At 71.7% G+C, this 18,595-nt stretch carries 16 protein-coding genes and 1 pseudogene; 8 read left to right on the forward strand and 9 right to left on the reverse strand.

What is annotated here, in order from left to right; translation table 11 throughout:
• Positions 1-143: 143 nt before the first annotated feature.
• Together HF999_RS23190 and HF999_RS22690 are read left to right on the forward strand one after the other, a co-directional pair.
• A pseudogene (locus HF999_RS23190) lies at positions 144-557 on the forward strand (SDR family NAD(P)-dependent oxidoreductase); the annotation flags it as partial.
• A gap of 26 nt (positions 558-583) precedes the next feature.
• A complete protein-coding gene (locus HF999_RS22690; RefSeq protein ID WP_246208159.1) occupies positions 584-871 on the forward strand; it encodes a Rossmann-fold NAD(P)-binding domain-containing protein in 288 nt (95 codons plus the stop codon).
• Here HF999_RS22690 and cydC read toward each other — a convergent pair.
• From cydC to HF999_RS19310, 6 genes are all read right to left on the reverse strand, one after another.
• Positions 838-2,415: a thiol reductant ABC exporter subunit CydC gene (gene cydC / locus HF999_RS19285; protein WP_168547436.1), complete on the reverse strand. Its 1,578-nt coding sequence runs from the start codon at positions 2,413-2,415 to the stop codon at positions 838-840. The genes HF999_RS22690 and cydC overlap by 34 nt on opposite strands.
• On the reverse strand, positions 2,408-4,084 hold the full coding sequence (gene cydD / locus HF999_RS19290; protein WP_168547437.1) for a thiol reductant ABC exporter subunit CydD: 1,677 nt from the start codon (positions 4,082-4,084) through the stop codon (positions 2,408-2,410). The genes cydC and cydD overlap by 8 nt, the downstream gene beginning before the upstream one ends.
• Complete coding sequence (cydB, locus tag HF999_RS19295) at positions 4,014-5,048, reverse strand: cytochrome d ubiquinol oxidase subunit II (protein WP_168547438.1); 1,035 nt, start codon at positions 5,046-5,048, stop codon at positions 4,014-4,016. The genes cydD and cydB overlap by 71 nt, the downstream gene beginning before the upstream one ends.
• 9 nt (positions 5,049-5,057) lie before the next feature.
• A complete protein-coding gene (locus HF999_RS19300) occupies positions 5,058-6,575 on the reverse strand; it encodes a cytochrome ubiquinol oxidase subunit I (RefSeq protein WP_168547439.1) in 1,518 nt (505 codons plus the stop codon).
• Positions 6,576-6,672: 97 nt separating this feature from the next.
• Entirely contained in the window at positions 6,673-8,055 is a 1,383-nt protein-coding gene (locus tag HF999_RS19305; RefSeq protein WP_168547440.1) for an amino acid permease, read from the reverse strand.
• A gap of 61 nt (positions 8,056-8,116) precedes the next feature.
• Positions 8,117-8,980 (reverse strand): aminodeoxychorismate lyase, encoded by an 864-nt coding sequence (locus tag HF999_RS19310; protein WP_168547441.1) that lies wholly within the window; start codon positions 8,978-8,980, stop codon positions 8,117-8,119.
• Positions 8,981-9,073: 93 nt separating this feature from the next.
• On the opposite strand from HF999_RS19310, the gene ygfZ reads away from it, so the two are divergent.
• The 3 genes from ygfZ (at position 9,074) to HF999_RS19325 (ending at position 11,079) form a co-directional block, all read left to right on the forward strand.
• The gene (ygfZ, locus tag HF999_RS19315; RefSeq protein WP_168547468.1) at positions 9,074-10,090 is read left to right on the forward strand and encodes a CAF17-like 4Fe-4S cluster assembly/insertion protein YgfZ; all 1,017 of its coding nucleotides are present in this window, start codon (positions 9,074-9,076) and stop codon (positions 10,088-10,090) included.
• A complete protein-coding gene (locus HF999_RS19320) occupies positions 10,087-10,743 on the forward strand; it encodes an MOSC domain-containing protein (RefSeq protein ID WP_168547442.1) in 657 nt (218 codons plus the stop codon). Before ygfZ ends, HF999_RS19320 begins: the two co-directional genes overlap by 4 nt.
• 135 nt (positions 10,744-10,878) lie before the next feature.
• Entirely contained in the window at positions 10,879-11,079 is a 201-nt protein-coding gene (locus HF999_RS19325; protein ID WP_068573033.1) for a DUF3073 domain-containing protein, read from the forward strand.
• A gap of 77 nt (positions 11,080-11,156) precedes the next feature.
• On the opposite strand, the gene purM is transcribed toward HF999_RS19325, so the two are convergent.
• Entirely contained in the window at positions 11,157-12,233 is a 1,077-nt protein-coding gene (gene purM, locus HF999_RS19330; protein ID WP_168547443.1) for a phosphoribosylformylglycinamidine cyclo-ligase, read from the reverse strand.
• Positions 12,234-12,293: 60 nt separating this feature from the next.
• Positions 12,294-13,859, reverse strand: coding sequence for an amidophosphoribosyltransferase (gene purF / locus HF999_RS19335; RefSeq protein ID WP_168547444.1), 1,566 nt, complete (start codon positions 13,857-13,859; stop codon positions 12,294-12,296).
• Positions 13,860-13,963: 104 nt separating this feature from the next.
• On the opposite strand from purF, the gene HF999_RS19340 reads away from it, so the two are divergent.
• Positions 13,964-14,344: a sterol carrier family protein gene (locus tag HF999_RS19340; protein ID WP_168547445.1), complete on the forward strand. Its 381-nt coding sequence runs from the start codon at positions 13,964-13,966 to the stop codon at positions 14,342-14,344.
• A 7-nt stretch (positions 14,345-14,351) separates the two neighbouring features.
• Here the strand turns inward: HF999_RS19340 and HF999_RS19345 are convergent, their stop codons facing one another.
• Positions 14,352-15,404, reverse strand: a complete 1,053-nt coding sequence (locus HF999_RS19345; RefSeq protein ID WP_168547446.1) for a LacI family DNA-binding transcriptional regulator — start codon at positions 15,402-15,404, stop codon at positions 14,352-14,354.
• A gap of 125 nt (positions 15,405-15,529) precedes the next feature.
• Between HF999_RS19345 and HF999_RS19350 the strand changes: the two genes are divergently transcribed.
• Positions 15,530-16,987, forward strand: a complete 1,458-nt coding sequence (locus HF999_RS19350; RefSeq protein ID WP_168547447.1) for a purine-cytosine permease family protein — start codon at positions 15,530-15,532, stop codon at positions 16,985-16,987.
• Complete coding sequence (locus HF999_RS19355) at positions 16,984-18,588, forward strand: amidohydrolase (RefSeq protein WP_168547448.1); 1,605 nt, start codon at positions 16,984-16,986, stop codon at positions 18,586-18,588. The genes HF999_RS19350 and HF999_RS19355 overlap by 4 nt, the downstream gene beginning before the upstream one ends.
• Positions 18,589-18,595 lie beyond the last annotated feature (7 nt).

The following is an 18,595-nucleotide window of genomic DNA, read 5'->3' on the forward strand; positions in this document are numbered from 1 at the left end:
CGAGGGCGGCGGTGTCATACAAGCCCTCGAAGGGCGACCGATAACGGCCGTCACCTCGATCCCCGTCAGGTTCCTCACACGAACACCCCGAAGGGGTCCGTAGAAAGCATGGTGCCCTAGTGACCGATTCCCCCGTGTGGCTGGTGACCGGAGCGTCCAAGGGCATCGGGCTGGAGGTGGTGAAGGCGGCGCTCGCGAGCGGCGCCCGGGTCGCGGCCACCACCCGCAGCCCCGAGAAGCTCTCCGCCGAACTGCGTGACCCGAACCTGCTGGCACTCGCCGTCGACCTCACCGATGAACACGACGTGCGCCGCGCCGTCGCCCAGGTGCAGACGGAGTTCCGGCACATCGACGTGCTCGTCAACAACGCCGGGTACTCACTTCTCGGCGCGGTCGAGGAGGTCTCGCCCGCGGATGTGCGGGCCAACTTCGACATCAACGTCTTCGGCGTCCTGGCGATGATCCGGGCCGTCCTGCCCGGCATGCGGGACCGGGGCACCGGCCGGATCCTCAACCTCTCGTCCATCTCCGCGAGCGTCACGGGTCCGGCACAGGGGATCTCACGGCGATCTGCCCGGGCGGCGTGCGCACCGACTTCCTCGACGCCTCGTCCACCCGCCGCCCCGAGGTCACGATCCCGGGTTACGACGGGGTGGCCCGCACGCTCGCGGCCCTGGACCGGCTCAACCACAACCAGGGTGGCGACCCGGTACGACTGGCCGATGCCCTCGTGCAGATCGCCGCCCTGCCCGATCCGCCCTCCCGCATCTACCTGGGAAGCGATGCGCTCCAGGCGATCGCGCACAAGTCGGACGAGGTCCGCGCCGGTGCGGAGCGCTACGCCGACCTGAGTCGCTCGATCACCAGCTGACGCACCCCGTCCGGCGGGGCCGCGTGCCCCGCCACCACCACCGTCCGGTTCGGGAACAGCCCTGCCGGATCGAGGATCTCGGCCAGCAGCCGCGCGGCATCGGCCCGGTCCAGATGCTCGGTCGGCTCGTCCAGTAGGACGACGGTGGCGTCACTCACCAGCGCGCGGGCGAGCAGCAGGCGCCGCCGCTGGCCGCCGGACAGTGAGTCCGCGCCGTGCTCGAGCGGGCTCCGCACGCCGTCGGGGAGGGAATCGGTCCACTCGCCCAGCCCGACTCGCCGCAGCGCCGCGTCGACCTCCGCATCGGACGCGTTCCCGCGCGCCACCCGCACGTTCTCGGCCACCGTCGTCGCGAAGACGTGCGCCGCCTCACCGAAGAAGGCCACTGCCGCAGGAAGATCCGCGAACGCCGACGCGGGCTCGCCGTCGACGAGGACCTCGCCGCCACGAGCATCGAGGCCCGCCAGCGCGAGCAGCAGCTTCGTCTTGCCCGCGCCGGACTCGCCCCGCACCACGAGCCGGTCGCCCGGCGCGAGCTCGAGCTCACCGAGGCGCAATGCGGGTCGCCGCGGAGCCGAGGCGGTTCCGGCGGGCACCGCCGGCAGCGTCAACAGCGGCGCGATCCGACTCGCGGCGTCGGCGGAGCGGACGTACTGCCGAGCCGCATCGGGCAGCACCGCAACCACTTCGAAGGCGCTCAGCGGCAGCAGGATCAGGATGCCGAGCGTCGTTGCGTCGACGTGGCCTGCGCGGGTACCGGCGATCAGCAGCGCCGCGATCACCGCGAGCCCCACGGCCAGCGGTATCGCGGCGTCGGCGAGCGCACCGATCCGCGCGGCCCGGTCGACGGCGGACCGTCGGGCGTCCTCCGCCCGGGCGGCACGGGCCCGCACATCGTCGAGTCGTCCGGCGACGGCGAGCTCGCCCGCGTGGTCCAGGACCGCGGATGCGGCCGCACCGAAGGCCTCGCTCCCGGCGGCCTCGGCGGCGGCCCGCGCGCGGGTGGCCCGCGCGACGGTCCAGGGCACGAGAACCCCCGCCAGCAGCAGGCATCCGGCCAGCACCAGACCGGCACGCGGGTCGACGAACCACATCCATCCGACCGCGGCGCCGGACACGACGGCGGCCACCGTGGCGGGGATCACGGTGCGTACCAGCGCATCGCCCACCGCGTCGACATCGGCGCCGGTGCGGGCCAACAGCTCACCGTCGGAGAGCCGGACCGACTCCGCGGGCGCGGCGCGCGAGAGGCGCGTGTACAGCGCGACCCGCAGTTCCGTCAGCCCGGACAGTGCCACCCGGTGCGCAGCGAGGCGCTCGACGTAGCGCATCAGGCCCCGCGTGATGCCCAGTGCGCGCACCGCGGTGACCGCGACCGAGAGCGTGAGCACCGGCGGCATGGTCCACGCCATCGTGATCAGCCACGCCGACAACCCGGCGAGCGCCAACGCACTACCGGCGGTGAGCACGCCGGCGCCGATCGCGGCCAGGACTGCGAGCGGGCGGGATCGCAGGGCCCGCAGGCAGATCAGCAGGTCACGCACGGGCCACCTCCAGCACCTCGTCGGCCGCGGCGAGCACCTGCGCGTCGTGCCCGGCCACCACGACCACCGCTCCGGAATCGGCCCGCGCACGCAGTTCCGCCAGAACGCGCGCGGAGAGTGCCTCGTCGAGGTGCGCGGTGGGCTCGTCGAACAGGAGCACGGAGCGGCCGAGCGCGAGGGTGCGGGCGAGTGCGAGCCGCTGCCGCTGCCCCGCCGAGAGTCCGGCACCGCCGACGCCCACCGCACGATCCCAGCCCGCCTCGGCCACCACCTCGTCGAGCCCCGTGGCCGCCACGACCTCCGGCACGGTCTCGGGCGCGGGGGCGCCGAGCAGGGTGAAATTGTGTGCCAGCGTGCCCGGTTCGAGGTACGGGTGCTGCGGACACCACGCGACGTGCGCCCACCAGTCGGGGCCGCCGGCCAGCGGCGCACCGTCGACGGTGACCGTGCCCGCGTCCGGCGCGGTCAAGCCTGCGAGCACGGTGAGCAGCGTGGACTTGCCGGATCCGTTGGGCCCGGTCAGTACGGTGATGCGGCCCGGCCGGAAGGCCCCGTCGAAGCCCGACGGTGCCGCCCCGTCCCGCCCGACCACGCTGACGCCCCGCGCGAGCAGCACGCCCGGCCGCGGGCTGCCCTGCGACGGTGCGGGTTCCGGGGCGTCGAGCAGGGCGAAGACCCGCGAGGTGGCCTCGACGCCCTGTTCAGCGGCGTGGAAGCTCGCTCCCACCCGGCGCAGCGGTTGGTACACCTCGGGCGCCAGGATCAGAGCGAACACCCCGGCGAACAGGGACATCTCGCCGAACACGAGGCGCAGGCCGATGCCCACCGCCACCAGCGCCACACAGAGTGTGGCGAGCAGCTCCAGCGCCATCGAGGAGAGGAAGGCGATACGCAGCGCGGACATCGTCTCGGCGGCATTGCGCTCCCCCAGCTCCCGCACAGTGCGTTCCGGTCCGCGCTGGCGCCCCAGTGCCCGCAGCGTCGGCAGGCCGGCGACGAGGTCGAGCAGGCGTGCGGACAGTCGTGCCATCGCCGCGAGACGCCGCCGGGTGCGGTCACGCGTGAGCAGGCCGATCAGCACCATGAAGATCGGCAGCAGCGGTAGCGTGCCGAGCGCGATGGCACCGGAGATCGGGTCGGCGAAGAACATCGCGATCACCAGCGCGGGCGTCGCGATCACGCTGAGCGCCAGCGCCGGGACGTAGCCCGTGAGGTAGGGCGGCAGGTCGTCGAGGCCGCGGGTCAGCGCGACCCGCAGCTCCTCCCGGTCCACCGCCGGGCGGCCGGGGCCGATCGCGCCCAGCGCGGCGGACCGCAGTTCGGAGACCACGCGGTCGGCGGCGCGCCGCTCGATCCGCGACCGCCCGAGCGTCACCGCCACGCGCACCGCGACCGCGCCGGCCACGAGCGCGATCGGGCCGGGCAGGTCCTGCGGGCCCGTCACGAGGCGCGAGAGCACGATCGCGGCGCCGTAGGCCAGGGCGATGATCGCGGCGGTCTCGACGACGCCGCACGCGATCACGACCGCCATCAGCCCGCGCGAGCTGCGGGCGTACCGGAGCAGCCGCGGGTCGATCGGCCCGGTACGCCGCGCGGCGTCAGGCACGCGGGCTGAGCCCGATCGACGGCGGGATCTGGGCCACGGAGATCCGCTTGCGGAACACGACATAGCTCCACGCCTGGTAGATCATCACCAGCGGCAGCAGCACGACCGTGCACCAGGACATCGCGACGAGCGTGTAGTGCGAGGACGCCGCGGCCTCGATGGTGATCGAGCGCGCCGGATCGGTCGCGTTCAACACGTTCGGGAAGAGCGAGCCGAAGAGCAGCACGCTCACCCCGATCACCGCGATCGAGGTCGACAGGAAGGCGGCGAGTTCGCGATCGGCACGGATCAGCAGGCCTACCGCGACGAGCGCCGCCGCGGCCAGCACCACCATGACCCAGGTCCAGGGCTTGCCATGGGCGAGCTGCGTCCACACCACGAAGACCGCGCCGATCACCGTGACCGGCAACCAGATCCGGGCCGCGAACCGCCGGGCGTCCACCCGGACGTCACCGTCGGACTTGAGTGCGACGAAGACGGCTCCGTGCAGCAGGAAGAGCCCGAGGAGGGCGACCCCGCCGAGCAGACCGTACGGGTTGAGCAGGTCCCAGACGTCCGAGGTCATCCGGCCACGGCCGTCGATGTGCACCCCGTGCACGATGTTCGCAAACACCAGCCCCCACGCGAACGCGGGGATCCAGGAGCCCAGGCCGATGCCGAAGTCGGCCCAGCCGCGCCAGCGCGGGTCGTCGATCTTGCCGCGCCACTCGATGGCGCAGACCCGGACGATGAGCCCCACCAGGATCGCGAGCAGCACCAGGTAGAACCCCGAGAAGACGGTGGCGTACCAGACCGGGAACGCGGCGAACATCGCTGCGCCGGCGGTGATCAGCCACACCTCGTTGCCGTCCCAGACGGGACCGATCGTGTTGAGCAGTACGCGGCGCCGCTGCTCGGCGTCGGGGTGGGAGCGCTTGCGACCGAGGATCGGCATGAGCATGCCCACGCCGAAGTCGAAGCCGTCCAGCACGAAGTAGCCGGTGAACAGGAAACCGATCGCGAGGAACCAGTAGTCGGGAAGTGTCATGACCGTCTCCTAGTACGCGAACGACAGTTGGTCGGACGAGGACTTCTTCGCGCCGGCGCCCTCCGGGCCGTCGGCGTTCTCGCCCCCGCCGGGCGGCGCACCGTCGTCGTGGTCGTCGTGACCGTCGAGCGGGCTGTGCAGGTCGGGCCCCTGGATCACGTACCGGCGCAACAGCAGGAACCACAGGATGTACAGCACCCCGTAGACGGCGGCGAAGGTGATGATCGAGAAGGCCATCATCGCGGTCGAGTGGCCGGACACGGCCTGCGAGACCATGAGCCGGATCGTCGGGTCGCCGCTCGGGTTCGGCGCCACCACCCACGGCTGGCGGCCCATCTCGGTGAACACCCAGCCGCAGCTGTTGGCGAGGAACGGGGTGGGCAGGGCGATCAGGCAGAGCCTGCTGAACCACTTCGACGACGGGACGCGCCCGCGCCGGGTGACCCACAGGCCGGCCAGGGCCAGGAGGCCGGAGCCGATGGACCAGCCCATCATGAACCGGAAGGCCCAGTAGGAGACGAACAGGTTGGGCCGGTAGTCGCCGGGGCCGAACTTCTCGACGTACTCCTGCTGCAGTTCAGTGACGCCCTTGAGCGTCGAGTGGGGGTCGCCGTTGGCGAGGAACGAGGTCAGATAGGGCACCTGGATGAGGTGCTGCACGGACTCGCAGTTGTTGTGCGTCCCCACGGTGAGGATCGAGAACGAGGCGGCGGTCTCGGTGTGGCACAGCGATTCCGCCGAGGCCATCTTCATCGGTTGCTGCTCGAACATGAGCTTGGCCTGGGCGTCACCGGTGATTCCGAGCCCGACGGCCGAGACGATCATCACGCCCAGGCCGAACCGGGTGACGGGACGGAAGGACTGCGCCAGCTCGATCGCGTCCGCGTCGCCGCGGCGCATGCCGCGCACCATCCACCAGCCGCCGATCGCCGCGACGAAGGTCCCGGCCGTGAGCCACGCGCCGAACACCGTGTGCGGGAACGCGGCCAGCGTGGTCGAGTTGGTCAACACCGCCCACATGTCGGTGAGCTCCGCCCGGTTCTTCTCCGGGTTGAAGGTGGCGCCAACGGGGTGCTGCATCCACGAGTTCGCGGCGATGATGAAGTACGCGGACGCGTTCACCCCCAGCGCGACCATCCAGATGCAGCCCAAGTGCACGAGCCGCGGCAGTCGGGTCCAGCCGAAGATCCACAGGCCAATGAAGGTCGACTCCATGAAGAAGGCGATGAGGCCCTCGAGCGCGAGCGGCGCACCGAAGACATCGCCGACGAACTTGCTGTACTCGCTCCAGGCCATCCCGAACTGGAACTCCTGGACGAGGCCGGTGGCCACGCCGAGGGCGAAGTTGATGAGGAAGAGCTTGCCGAAGAAGTTGGTGGCCTTGAGCCAGGCGTTCTTGCCGGTGATCAGCCACATCGTCTGCATCGCCGCCACCATCGGCGCGAGGCCGATGGTCAGCGGGACCAGGATGAAGTGCATGACCGTGGTCATGCCGAACTGCCAGCGGGCGATGTCGAGTGCGGTCATGTGTGCTCCGTGGGCTGAGGAACTGTTACTACACTCCGTAGTACTAATTGGGATAGTAGACGGTCGCCGCCCCTACTGTCGAGACACTTGTCCCAGTTCACACCCGGGAAGGCCGACCCCGCTTCTCGGTGCGCTTCTGGTGCACGACGCTCGCGATCAGCACGATGGCCGCCAGGGCCGTCGACAGCCCGACGGAGCTGCGCTGGTCCGGGTCCAGGATCATCGCGACGATGACGAACACGATGAAGGCGATCACCGCGTAGGTCAGCCAGGGGAACAGCCACATCCGGATCGGCGCCGGCGTCGTGGCGCGCCGCCGCAGCGCGATCTGGCTGATGGCGATCACGAGATACACGAACAGCGCGACCGCGCCCGTCGTCGCCAGCAGGTAGCCGAACAGCTTGTCCGGCAACACGTAGTTACCGATCACCGCCAAGAACCCGAGCGCCATCGACGCCAGCACCGCGACGGCCGGTACCCCGCGCGCCGTCGTCCGCCCCGCCGCGCTGGGGGCGTCCCCCCGCCGCGCCAGCGAGTACAGCATTCGGGACGCGGTATAGAGCGCACTGTTGAGACAGGACGCGACCGCGACCAGGACCACCACGTCCATGATCCCGGCGGCGGCCGGGATGTTCATCGCCTTCAGCACTGCCTGGTACGAGCCCGTCGCACCGTCGACGGTGTTCCACGGGACGAGGGCGACCACCACGAAGATCGAGCCCAGGTAGAACAGGCAGATCCGCCACACCACCGAGTTCACGGCCTTGGTGATCCCCTTCTCGGGGTTCGGCGACTCGGCGGCGGCGATGGTCACGATCTCGGAACCCATGAACGTGAACATCGTGGTGAGCATCGCCGCCAGCACCGCCTTCATCCCGTTCGGCATGAATCCACCCGTGTCCCAGAGGTGATGCACACCCGACACGCTCGACCCCGGCAGGATCCCGAAGATCGCCAGCGCGCCCAACACCAGGAAGGCGGCGATCGCCACCACCTTGATCAGCGCGAACCAGAACTCGAACTCGCCGTAGTTGCCGACCGAGAACAGGTTCGTGACGGTGAGCAGAACCACCACGACCAACGCCCACGACCACTGGGGCCCGCCCACCACCTTGGACAGGATCACCGCCGCGGCCGTCGCCTCGACCGGAATGACGAGTACCCAGAACAGCCAGTACAACCAACCGATCGTCGAACCCGCCCAGCGGCCGAGGGCGCGTTCGGCGTAGGTGGAGAAGGAGCCGGTGTCCGGCTGCGCCGTCGCCATCTCGCCGAGCATCCGCATCACGAGGATCACCATCAGCCCGGCCAGGGTGTACGAGATCAGCACCGCCGGTCCCGCCAGCTTGATCGCATTGGCCGAGCCCACGAACAGGCCGGCCCCGATCACCCCGGCGATCGAGATCATCGTGATGTGCCGCGGTTTGAGGCTGGTCCCCAGTTCGTGGCCGGTCGCCTCGGTGTCGGTGCGCGTACTCATCTGCGGGACGGTAATCCGGTTGGCTCAGCTCCGCATCCGGTGCCCGAAATGTCCGGAAGACCTACGGCGTGTTCTGAATGCCCGTCTCGATGAGCGCGCGCACGGTCTCGTCCATCGGAGCCTCGGGAAGGGCCCGGCCGTCCAGGGTGTGCACGCGCGCGCACAGCGTGATCGAGGACACGAGCCACACCCCGTCGTTGATCACCAGGTCCGCCGGGAAGAGCGGCTCGATCGCCGTGGCGACGCCCTTGTCCTCCGCGGCGTCGAACAGCGCGCGCACAGTGGTTCCCGGCAGGATGCCCTGTCCCTCGGGCGGTGTCACGAGCGTGCGCCCGCGGGCGACCACGACGGTGGCCCGCGGCGCCTCCAGCACCCGGCCCTCGCTGGAGGTGAAGATCACGTCGTCGGCGCCCTGCTCCGCGGCGTACCGCGCGGCGGCCATATTCACCGCGTAGGACAGCGTCTTCGCACCCAGCAGCAGCCACGGCGCGTCCGCGCCCAGCCCCGTCGAGTAGCCCCGGCTGAGCGTGATCGCCGAAACGCCCTCCGTGCGGGCCCGCACGGTCCGCTCGGGCAGCGGCGACACCGACACGTACTGCGTGGGCGTGCCCGGCACGGACTCGCGGCCACGCGTGTACACGAGCCGCAGCGCGCCCTCCGCCCCGCCGGAGTCCTCGCCGTAGAGCATCGCGGCCCGCTGCATGGCGGCCCACCAGGCACCGTCGTTGATCGCGGGGAGCCCGAGCGCGGCGGCCGAGCGGGCCAGGCGGTCGAGGTGCGCACGACCCTTGAGCGGCGCACCGTCGCGCACGAGAACGGTCTCGAAGCACCCGTCGCCCCGGACCGCCCCGAGATCGTCGGCGTAGAGCAGCGGCGCGTCGGAAGCGCGTACCGAACCGTCCAGGGTGACCACCACGGATGCCATGGCGGCAACACTATTCGACGCCCCGGAGCCCCGCACGGGCGGCGCGCGTAGGCTGAAGGCGTGGCGATCGACGTTCATTCCACGTCCGGCATCATGAATCCCGACGGCACCCCCGATGCCGGCGTGACCTGGCATTTCGGTGATCCGTTCGCGGAGCAGCGGGCCGCCGAGCGCGGCGCGGCGGTGATCGACCGCTCGCACCGCCGGGTGATCACGCTGACCGGTCCCGAGCGGCTGAGCTGGCTGCACTCCATCACCAGCCAGCACCTCACGCACCTGCCCGACCGCACCGCGACCCAGGACCTCAACCTGGACGGCAGCGGCCGCGTGCTCGACCACTTCCACCTCATCGACGTCGACGGCACCACCTATCTCGACACCGAGCCCGCGGCGCTCGCCCCCGCGGAGGCGCCGCTCAGCCCGGACCTCGCGACCTACCTCCAGCGCATGGTGTTCCGCTCCGACGTGCAGGTGCAGGCGCGCCCGGACCTGGCGGTGCTCACGGTGATCGGCCCAGACGCCGAGGCCGTGACCGCGGAGGTCGACGGCGTCTGCCGCGCCGAGCCCGGGGAGGTGAACCTCATCGTGCCGCGGGAGGGACTGGCCGCCGCCTTCGACGCGGTCGTCGCCGCCGGGGCGCGCCCGGCGGGCACGTGGGCCTACGAGGCCCGACGGGTCGCCGCCGCCCACGCCCGGCAGGGCCTGGACACCGACGTCAAGACCATCCCGCACGAGACGGACTGGATCGCCACCGCGGTACACCTCGACAAGGGCTGCTACCGCGGGCAGGAGACGGTCGCCCGGGTGCAGAACCTGGGCCGGCCGCCCCGCCGCCTGGTGCTGCTGCACCTCGACGGTTCCGCCTACGCGCGGCCCGCGACGGGCGACCCCGTCACGCTGGACGGGCGCACCGTCGGCCGGCTCGGCACCGTCGTCGAGCACGCCGATTACGGCCCCATCGCCCTCGCACTGATCAAGCGGTCGATCCCCGACGACGCGAAGCTCGACGCGGGCGGCGCCGCAGCAGCGATCGACACGGAGGTCACGCCGTCGGCGGACGCGGGCGAACAGGCCGGACGGTCCGCCGTCGACCGGCTACGCGGCCGGTGACGGCGCCCCAGCCGGCCCCGCCGACCCGGGTGCTCGCCGTCTGCGTCGTCGATCGGGAACTCCGGCTCGACCCGCGCAAGCCGGACCAGCGGACCGCGATCGACAAGCGGCCCGCCGACGGCCCCGTCGAGGTCGGCCCGCTCGGCCTCGCCACCGACCACGTCTGCGACACCCGGCACCACGGCGGACACGAGCAAGCGGTGTACGCCTACTCGGACCACGAGGCGCGGCGCTGGGCGCAGGAGCTGGGCCGCGAGCTCCCGCTCGGCTGGTTCGGCGAGAACCTGCGCCTCGACGGCGACACCACCGACCTCGTCGTCGGCACCCGGCTCCGCATCGGGAACACGCTCGAGCTCGAGGCGACCATCCCCCGCACCCCGTGCCGCACCTTCGCGCTGTGGTCCGGAGAGGACGGCTGGGTCAAGCGGTTCACCGAGCGCGGCGACAGCGGCGCCTACTTCCGCGTCCTCGCACCCGGCCCCGTCGCGGCGGGTGACCCGGTCACCGTCGCCCACGTCCCGGACCACGGCGCGACGATCCGGGACCTGTTCACGGGGGCACGGCCCGAGCGGTTGCGCACCCTTCTCGATGCTGATGACCTGCCCCCGAAGGTCGAACGGGACGCCGCGCGGGCCCTCCAACGCGCCGACTGACACCCAGGCGGCAGCACCATCGGCACGAGCACGCTAAACTGGGCCCCAGGAAGAATTAGTAGACGGAGAAAGGGGCCGCCACCCGCCGGGCAATCCGGTAGCTGGCCGCCCCTTCATTGCGCAAGGGGGTCCCCCATGGGCCGCGGCCGGGCAAAGGCGAAGCAGACCAAGGTTGCACGCGAACTCAAGTACAGCTCGCCCAGCACTGACCTGAAAAGGCTGCAAGACGAGCTGGCAACGGGTGAGAACGAGGAGGCCGATGTGATCGCCTCGCACCCCGAGTGGAGCGACGTCGCGGGCGATCCCTACCGCGAGGACGAGTGGCGCCGCGCCTGACGCGCGCCGCACCCTCCTCGACGCACTCCTGCCTCTAGGCACCGTGACCACCGGTCACGGTGCCTATGGCGTTGTCTTCAGAACTTCGGATGCGAGCCGCTCAGCACGGCCCGCTCCCCCGCACCGTCGGCCTTCTTGATCGTGCCCAGGACCCAGCTGTCGATGTGCCGGGCCGTGAGCACGGCCAGCGCGCGGTCGACGTCCTCCGGGGCCACGATCGCGACCATGCCGACGCCCATGTTGAAGGTCTTCTCCATCTCGGCCTGCTCCACGCGGCCGCGCTGAGCGATCAGCGCGAACACCGCCGACGGGCTCCACGTGTTGCGGTCCAGCTCCGCGACCAGGCCCTCCGGGATCACACGCCCGAGGTTCGCCTCCAGACCACCGCCGGTCACGTGGCAGAAGGTGCGCACCTGCGTCTCCTGGGTGAGGCGCAAGCAGTCCAGGGCGTAGATGGCGGTGGGCTCGAGCAGCTCCTCGCCCAGCGTGCGGCCGAACTCCTCGACGTAGCCGCCGAGGTCCATGTGGCCCCAGTCCAGCAGCACCTTGCGGGCCAGGCTGTAGCCGTTGCTGTGCAGGCCCGAGCTCTTCATCGCGATGACGACATCGCCCGCGCGCACATTGTCCGGGCCCAGCACCTCGTCGGCCTCCACGACACCGACGCCGGTCGCGGACAGGTCGTACTCCCCCTCGGCCATCAGGCCGGGGTGCTCGGCGGTCTCGCCGCCCAGGAGGGCGCAGCCGGCACGGACGCAGCCCTCGGCGATGCCGCCGACGAGCTCGGCGACCGTCTCCGGGACGACCTTGCCCACGGCGATGTAGTCCTGGAGGAACAGCGGCTCGGCACCGGTCACGACGAGGTCGTCGACGACCATCGCGACCAGGTCGATGCCCACGGTGTCGTGCTTGCCCAGGGCCTGCGCCACGGCGATCTTGGTGCCGACGCCGTCGGTCGAGGCCGCGAGGACCGGCTCCCGGTACTTCTTGAGGGCGAACAGGCCGGCGAAGCCGCCCAGGCCGCCCATGACCTCGGGCCGCGTCGCACGCTTGGCGTGCGGCTTGAAGAGTTCGACGGCCCGGTCACCGGCCTCGATGTCGACTCCTGCTGCGGCGTACGAGGCGCCCTGCGGCGGCTGGGTGTTGGAATCCGTCACGGATGCATAGGCTACCGGACTCCCGACGAAGCGGCCCCCGCCGCATTCCGCGGCCCCGGGTTACGGGCGGCGCAGCGCCGACGCGTTGTCGTTGTCGGCCTGCAGAGGGTCGCCCGCCGACGAGCCCGCCTTGAGCATGTTCTCGAGCACGGCCTTGCCCATCGAGGTGGGCTCGGGCAGCGGGATCGGGTAGACCCCGTCGAAGCAGGCGCGGCACATCGACTCGCCCTCGTGCTCCGTCGCGGCGGTCATCTCGTCCAAGGAGATGTAGCCCAGCGAATCGGCGCCGATCGCGGCCCGCACCGACTCGACCATCGCCTCCACGGAGTCGGCGCCGCCGCCGTTGGCGATGAGCTCCGCCGGGGAGGCGAAGTCGATGCCGTAGAAGCACGGCCACTTGACCGGGGAGGACGCGATGCGCACGTGGATCTCCGCAGCGCCCGCCTCGCGAAGCATGCGGATCAGCGCGCGCTGGGTGTTGCCGCGCACGATCGAGTCGTCGACGACCACGAGCCGCTTGCCCCGGATCACTTCCCTGAGCGGGTTGAGCTTGAGCCGGATGCCCAGCTGACGGATGGTCTGGCTGGGCTGGATGAAGGTGCGGCCCACGTAGGCGTTCTTCATCAGGCCCTGGCCGTAGGGGATGCCGGACTCCTGCGCGTAGCCGACGGCCGCCGGGGTGCCCGACTCGGGCACGGGGATCACCAGGTCGCCGTTGGCGGGGTGCTCACGAGCCAGACGGCGGCCGATGTCGACGCGGGTCGAGTGCACGGACCGGCCCTGGATCACCGAGTCGGGGCGGGCCAGGTAGACGTACTCGAAGATGCAGGTCTTCGGCGTCGGCTGGGCGAAGCGGGTCGACCGCACGCCGTCCTCGTCGATGGCGAGCAGCTCGCCCGGCTCGATATCGCGCACGAAGGACGCGCCGACGATGTCGAACGCGGCGGTCTCGGACGCGACGACCCAGCCGCGGTCCAGCCGACCGAGCGACAGCGGGCGGACGCCGTGCGGATCGCGCGCCGCGTACAGCGTGTGCTCATCCATGAAGGTCAGGCAGAAGGCGCCGCGCACCGTGGGCAGCAGCTCCATCGCGGCCTGCTCCAAGGTGCGGTCGGCCGCGGCGTGGGCCAGCAGCGCCGTCAGGATGTCCGAGTCGGAGGTGGCGGCGTTCCGGCCGCCGGCCACGCCGAGCTCGGCCGCGCGCTCCGCCAGCTCGGCGGTGTTGACCAGGTTGCCGTTGTGGCCGAGCGCCACGCCGTTGCCGGCGTTGGTGGTGCGGAAGATCGGCTGGCTGTTCTCCCAGGTGGTGGAGCCGGTGGTCGAGTAGCGGCAGTGGCCGATCGCCACGTGGCCGGGCATCGAACTGAGCGTCTGCTCGTCGAACACCTGGCTCACGAGGCCCAGGTCCTTGAACACCAGCACCTGCTGGCCGTCACCGACCGCGATGCCCGCGGCCTCCTGGCCGCGGTGCTGCAGGGCGTACAGGCCGTAGTACGAGAGCTTCGCCACGTCCTCACCGGTGGCCCAGACGCCGAAGACGCCGCACTCCTCCCGGGGCTCGCGCTCCTGCCCGTCATCGAGGGGAGGGGCGGTGGCATCGACGACGGTGAGCGGAAGCTGCTGCACGGCTACTCCTGGGGCTGGCTGGGGGGCGGGCCTCGTTCGATTGTAGGACCGATTCGGTACCTGGAACGAATCGGCGAGTAGGTTTCTTCCGGAAGGACGGTGTGATGGCGAAGACGATCGACCCCGCGGAGATGCGCGCGGCGGTGCTCGCCGTGCGCGACTGGATCTCCGACGACGACGCCCCCGCGCCGCCGCGCGCCTCGATCGCCGCAGCGGTCCGATCGACCGCGCGCACGCTGGCACAGGACGCCCCCGGCGGGTCGGTGGAGGTCCGCGTGCCGCCCTTCGTCGCCGTCCAGTGCATCGAAGGCCCGCGGCACACGCGCGGCACACCACCGAACGTCGTCGAGTGCTCCCCGCGGGTCTGGCTGCGGCTCGCGACGGGGCTGGTCACCGTCGACGGGGCCACCGCGGCCGCCGACCTGGCGGCGAGCGGCTCCCGGGCCGGCGAGATCGCCCGGCACCTACCGATCCTGCGGCTGTAGGTGCGGCTCAGCGCGCCGTCGAACCGCGCACCGTCGAACCGCGCACCACGAGCCGGCCGACGCCGCTGGACAGAACGGGCACGTCGGTGCCGCGCAGCATCGCCACCAGCGTCGTGACCGCTCGCCGGGCGAGTTCCTCCGGCTGAAGGTCGACCGCGGTGAGTTCCGCCGCGCGCGCCTCCTCCGCGTCCGAGCCCACCGCGATCCGCACGGCGCCGGGAACCGCCAGGCCGCGCTCGCGCAGCCGCTCCGCCGCACCGACCGCCGGCGCGGCGGCGAGGCAGAACAGGGCGTCGGGGACACCGTCGGCACCGGGGACGGCGCCCGGCGGGAACCACCGGTCCACGGCGTCTCGACCGGCCTCCGCGCCGACCGCGTCGGCGTGCAGCACCACCCGCTCGGGCACGCCCCGATCGGAGCACCAGCGGCGGTAGACCTCGATGGACCGCAGCGACCACTCGTCCTGCTCGTCGGCGGCCAGGAACGCGATCGCCCGGCTGCCGGCGGCGGCGAGGTGGTCGAGCACGTCGACGGTGATCCGCTCGGTCTCGATCCCGACATGGCCGGGCGCGTCGTCGTCCCAGGTCCCGTCCTCGCGCGGCGGCAGTCCGACGGTGACGCACGGCGTCCCGATACGTTCGCACAGGGCGATCAGCGGGTCTCCCAGAATCGGTTCGGTGAGCAGGATCCCCTCGGCGGCGAGCGCGGCCGAGGGGGCGTCGTCCCGGGCGGGATCACCGACGAGCATGAGGCAGTAACCGGCGTCGAGCGCGGAGATCGCGGCGGCGCCCGCGAACCGGAGGAAGTAGTCGACGCCGTGCAGCTGATCCGGCGAGATCCGGTCGAGCGGGCGCGCGACCAGGGCCAACACGGTCAAGCGGTTGCGCCGTAGCCCCTGGGCGAGCACGTCGGGCCGGTAGCCGAGCTCGTGCGCGGCCGCCTGGACCCGCTCGCGCGTCGCCGCAGCGACGACGCCGTTCCCGCTGAAGGTGTGCGAGACCGTGGTCACCGAGACGCCGGCGCGCCGCGCGACATCCGCGATCCGGGGTCGTCTGCTCATGGACGCAGGCTAGCCCCCCGGAATCCACTTTCCCGACATCTTGTCCAAATCGTTTTGGGCACCTAGCGTGATCCACGCCACACCGCGTCACCGCCCTCACGACGCGACCGATCCCTGGAGGCCCGATGACATCCACCCCGCCGTTTCCCGACGACACGGCCGTCGCGCCCGCGCCCGCCAACCAGCCCCGGGTCGAGACCCACGGCATCGACGTCATCCCGGATGCCGAGCGGCACGGCCGTGCCCGCGACCTCTTCCTGCTGTGGTGCGCGCCCAACATCAGCTACCTGGCCTTCGTGGTCGGCGCCGCGCTGGTCCTCATGGGCCTGGAGCTGTGGCAGGCCGTCGCGGTGGCCCTCGCGGGCACCCTGTTCGCGATCGTGACCGGCATCGTCGCGGTTCCCGGGCCCGCGTCCGGCACCCCCAGCCAGGTCACCACCCGAGCCATGTACGGCGTGCGCGGCAACCGCGTCGCGATCGCGGTCAACGGCTGGTTCGTCTCGGTCTGCTACATCGCGATCAACTGGGCCGCCGCCGCGGCCGTGGGATATGCACTGCTGCAGCACTTCGGGCTCGCCGTGAACATCCCGGTCAAGCTCGTGGTCATCTCGGTGATCGCCACCGCGACGGTGACGGTCGCGATCTTCGGTCAGGGCATGATCAGCCGCCTCTACCCGCTGCTGTCCCTGGTCCTGGGTGTCGTCTTCGTGGTCGCGGCGGGCTTCATCGTCGCGCACGCCGACCTCGGTTTCGCCCAGCCGACGCCACTGCGCGGCTTCGACCTGTGGATCGCGATCTTCGGCGGCGTCACGCTGGTGGCCGCGAGCCCGCTGTCGTACACGATCAGCTCCGACTTCGCGCGGTACCTCCCCGCCGACACCAATCCCCTGTCCGTGGCCGTCGCCACCGCAGTGGGCAGCGCCCTCCCCGGCTTCCTCCTCGTGTCCACCGGCGCGCTCGCCGCGACCGCGGTCGACATGTCGGACCCGCAGAAGGGGATCACGTCGCTGCTCCCGTCGTGGCTCATCCCGATCTTCCTCACCGCGGTCATCATCAGCACCGTCTGCAACAACGCGCTCACCTCCTACAGCGCCGGCCTCGCGCTGCAGTCGGTCGGCGTGCGCACCACCCGGGCGCGCGCGGTCGCCGCGACCGGCGTCATCGCCGCGCTCCTGACGCTGTACGCGCTGCTCGTCTCCGACTTCCTCGGCGCGGTCAGCAGCGCCCTGTCGATGCTGGTCGTGCTCGTCGGCCCGATCATGGCGGTGTACGTCGCCGACATCCTGATCCGCCGCAACCGCTACGACGGCATGGCCCTCAGCGACGAGTCGCACCGATCGGCGTTCTGGTACACCGGCGGGGTGAACGTCGCGGGCGCGGTATCGGTGCTCGCCGCGGCCGGTCTCGCCCTGTTGGCCTCGCACACCGTCGAGTTCAGCGGCCCGATCGCGACCGCCCTCGGCGGGATCGACCTGTCGCTACCCGTCGGCATGATCGTCGCCGCCGGGCTGTACCTGCTGCTCACGCACCTGATCTACGGCCTGCCGGGCCGTCGCGCGACCGCGAAGGAGGCGACACGGTGATCCACTACCGGAACGGGCGGGTGGTCACCGTCGACCCCGCGAACCCGCACGCGCAGTCCCTCCTGGTCGACGGGGCCCGCCTGGCCTACGTCGGCACGGACGACGGTGCCCTCGCCCTCGCGCCGGGTGCCGAGGTCGTGGACCTGGGCGGGGCCCTGGTGCTCCCCGGGTTCATCGATGCGCACACCCACCTCGTCGAGATGGGGACGTCCCTGAGCAACCTGGACCTGCTGGACGTACGGGACGCAACCGACCTCCGGGATCGGTTGCGGGCCTTCGCCGCCGAGCACTCGGACGCGGCGCGGCTGACCGGTGGGGGTTGGCTGCTCGAGCCGCTGGCGGGCCGCGCGCCCGATCGACACCTGCTCGACGATGCGGTCCCGGACCGGCCCGTCTACCTCCACTCGAACGACATGCACTCGATGTGGGTGAACAGCGCGGCCCTGGCCGAGTTGGGCATCGACGCCGGCACGCCCGATCCCGTGGGCGGGACCATCGTCCGCGACGCCGATGGGGCCGCGACCGGACTGCTCCTCGAGATGGCGGCACTGGGCCTCGCGAGCGACTTCCTCGCCGCGCAGGTCACCGACGCCGATCGCGACGCGGCGCTGCGGACCGCGATCGACGCCTATCTGCGGACCGGAGTGACGGGTGCCGTCGACATGGCGATGCGCGCCGAGGACCTCGCGGCCCTCGAGCGGGCGACGGTCGACGGCCCGGCGATCCGGGTCGCCGCGCACTGGCTCATCGTCCCGTCCGGCGACACGGACCGCGACCTGGAGCAGGTCCGGGTGGCCGCGGCGCACGCGGCACGACTGCAGGACGGGCCGGTCCGCATCACCGGGATCAAGATCATGGTCGACGGGGTGATCGACAGTTGTACGGCGGCCATGCGCGCGCCCTTCGCCGACGGATCCCACCCCGGTCCGATCTGGCCGCTCGCCGAACTGGAACCCGTGGTTCGGGCGGCCGACGCGGCCGGACTGCAGGTCGCGATGCACGCCATCGGCGACGCCGCCTCCGACATCGCGCTCACCGCGGTCGAGCGCGCGATCGCCGCGAACGGCCCGCGCGATCGGCGGCACCGCCTCGAGCACCTCGAGGTGGTCGGTGAGGACAGCATCGCCCGGCTGGCCGCGCTCGGCGTGGTGGCCTCGATGCAGCCCGTGCACGCCGATCCCGCGATCCAGGCGACCTGGCGCGCGAACCTCGGCGATCACCGCTGCGAACGCGGATACCCGTGGCCCGAGATCACTGCGGCCGGCGCCCGGCTCGCGTTCGGCTCCGACGCCCCGACCGCGCCCCACCCGCCGCTGCCGAACCTGTTCATCGCCTCGACGCGCCGCTCGGCGATCGACCCGACGCTGCCGCCGAACCTCCCGCAGTACGCGCTTCCGCTCGCGGAGGCGCTGGGCCACGCCACCCGCGACGCCGCCTACGCGTGCCGCTGGGAGCACGAGGCCGGCGTGCTGGCGACGGGGCTCGCCGCCGACTTCGTCGTGCTCGACACCGACCCGTTCGCCGCGGGTCCCGACTCGCTGCTCACCGCTCAGGTCCGGCGCACCGTCGTCGCGGGGGTGACCCGCTGGGCCGCCGAGTAGCCGCCGC

The sequence above is a fragment of the Tsukamurella spumae genome, assembly GCF_012396015.1.
Lineage (GTDB): Bacteria > Actinomycetota > Actinomycetes > Mycobacteriales > Mycobacteriaceae > Tsukamurella > Tsukamurella spumae.

Excerpts from the sequence above, each read along its gene's own strand:
- HF999_RS19350 (WP_168547447.1), top strand. The coding sequence starts at position 15,530 with ATGACATCCACCCCGCCGTTTCCCGACGACACGGCCGTCGCGCCCGCG.
- HF999_RS19310 (WP_168547441.1), bottom strand. The coding sequence starts at position 8,980 with ATGGCATCCGTGGTGGTCACCCTGGACGGTTCGGTACGCGCTTCCGAC.
- HF999_RS19300 (WP_168547439.1), bottom strand. The coding sequence starts at position 6,575 with ATGACCGCACTCGACATCGCCCGCTGGCAGTTCGGCATGACCACGGTC.
- HF999_RS19345 (WP_168547446.1), bottom strand. The coding sequence starts at position 15,404 with ATGAGCAGACGACCCCGGATCGCGGATGTCGCGCGGCGCGCCGGCGTC.
- HF999_RS19340 (WP_168547445.1), top strand. The coding sequence starts at position 13,964 with ATGGCGAAGACGATCGACCCCGCGGAGATGCGCGCGGCGGTGCTCGCC.
- HF999_RS19305 (WP_168547440.1), bottom strand. The coding sequence starts at position 8,055 with ATGAGTACGCGCACCGACACCGAGGCGACCGGCCACGAACTGGGGACC.
- cydB (WP_168547438.1), bottom strand. The coding sequence starts at position 5,048 with ATGACACTTCCCGACTACTGGTTCCTCGCGATCGGTTTCCTGTTCACC.
- HF999_RS19325 (WP_068573033.1), top strand. The coding sequence starts at position 10,879 with ATGGGCCGCGGCCGGGCAAAGGCGAAGCAGACCAAGGTTGCACGCGAA.
- ygfZ (WP_168547468.1), top strand. The coding sequence starts at position 9,074 with ATGAATCCCGACGGCACCCCCGATGCCGGCGTGACCTGGCATTTCGGT.
- cydD (WP_168547437.1), bottom strand. The coding sequence starts at position 4,084 with ATGTCGTGTTCCGCAAGCGGATCTCCGTGGCCCAGATCCCGCCGTCGA.